At 57.5% G+C, this 1,218-nt stretch carries 3 protein-coding genes; all 3 read left to right on the forward strand.

The window, feature by feature from the left end:
- The first annotated feature begins 130 nt into the window (after positions 1-130).
- The 3 genes from JTP94_RS05690 to JTP94_RS05700 are packed head-to-tail and all read left to right on the forward strand — an operon-like array spanning position 131 to position 1,136.
- Positions 131-523, forward strand: coding sequence for a hypothetical protein (locus JTP94_RS05690; RefSeq protein WP_204849570.1), 393 nt, complete (start codon positions 131-133; stop codon positions 521-523).
- A 12-nt stretch (positions 524-535) separates the two neighbouring features.
- Positions 536-853: a hypothetical protein gene (locus JTP94_RS05695; RefSeq protein WP_204849571.1), complete on the forward strand. Its 318-nt coding sequence runs from the start codon at positions 536-538 to the stop codon at positions 851-853.
- 22 nt (positions 854-875) lie between these two features.
- Positions 876-1,136, forward strand: a complete 261-nt coding sequence (locus JTP94_RS05700) for a hypothetical protein (RefSeq protein WP_246754666.1) — start codon at positions 876-878, stop codon at positions 1,134-1,136.
- Positions 1,137-1,218 lie beyond the last annotated feature (82 nt).

Here is a 1,218-nt window from a genome sequence, read left to right on the forward strand (position 1 = left end):
AGAGCAGGGTAGCTGGGCTTCGCTACCCATCGACTTATCCGAAGCCGGATACCGTGCTGCCGTTCTCGGTTTTCACCGGTAAAATCTCCACCGACGAAGCATAAGCCCCAACCATCAAAGGACATCTCCCATGCGTATCAAAAGCTTGGTGGCTGTAGCCGCCTTGACGATCTCGCTCGGCGCTTGTGCGGCCCTGCAGACGCTCTCTTCGACCAGTGTTCCGACCACTGCGATCTCCGCCGCCGGCGAAGGCGTGAACGTGGCGGAGATCTCGGCGAAAAACTACATCGTGTTCTGCGCACCGGTTCCGCTTCCCAAGGGCTGCGATGATTCCCTCATCAAGAACAAAATCACGCCAGACGTGAAGAACGTTCAGGTCGCTCGCAATGCAGCTCGGAAGTTCATCGCCGACAATCCGGGCGCCACGCTCGGCCCCTCGACTTTGGTCAGCGCCGTGACAACCGCCGTCAGTGCCCTGCAGACCATCCTCACCCAGAACAACATCCCCTTGGCCTCGAATTAACAGGAATCTCCGATGAACATTCAGCTCATTGCCACCTTTCTCTCCCTGCTACTCTCCGTCATCCCGCAGATGTCGAATTCGGCCCAGGTGACCAGCGTCGTGAACTTTCTGCAGCAGATCATCCCCACGCTCGTGCAGGAATATTCTGATCTTCTGCCTGTTGTGAAGAACATCATCGCGCTCCTGAAGCAGAACGGCGTCGTCACTCCCGAACAGAACGCAGCCATGATGGCGGTCGATGCCCAGATCGACAAGGCATTTGACGACGCTCTCGCTGCCTACCTCGTCAATCATCCCGATCCGGCCCCGACTGCTAGTCCTGCCGGCTGAGCCTTCCAAAGGAACTGAACCCATGCCGAACCTGTTCAACTCGAACTTTGCTCACAACTGCATCAATATCGCCATCATCCTCGTGGCGGCGATCACGGCCGGTCTATCGGCCTATGGCTGCGCGACACTGCCTACCGGTGCTCTGGATTGCTCGGCATCCACCATCCCGCCGGCTTGGTCGGGTGGCATCATAGCTGCCCTCGGCGTCCTGAAAATGGTGATCAACGTCGCCCGCGATGGCGTCTCTGGTCTCACCAAGCCGCAACCCCCGGTCCAGAAATAATCCTTCAGGCATCCGCTTTTGCGATGGCTTTCTAATAAATAGTGGAGAAGGCGGATGCCTTTTGGACTTTCACTAGGGTTGA

It is taken from the genome of Martinezella lusitana (assembly GCF_016901135.1).
GTDB classification, from domain to species: domain Bacteria; phylum Pseudomonadota; class Alphaproteobacteria; order Rhizobiales; family Rhizobiaceae; genus Rhizobium; species Rhizobium lusitanum_D.

What these genes read in the sequence shown, in the direction of transcription:
- JTP94_RS05700 (WP_246754666.1), top strand. Translation starts at nt 876, where the DNA reads ATGCCGAACCTGTTCAACTCGAACTTTGCTCACAACTGCATCAATATC.
- JTP94_RS05690 (WP_204849570.1), top strand. Translation starts at nt 131, where the DNA reads ATGCGTATCAAAAGCTTGGTGGCTGTAGCCGCCTTGACGATCTCGCTC.
- JTP94_RS05695 (WP_204849571.1), top strand. Translation starts at nt 536, where the DNA reads ATGAACATTCAGCTCATTGCCACCTTTCTCTCCCTGCTACTCTCCGTC.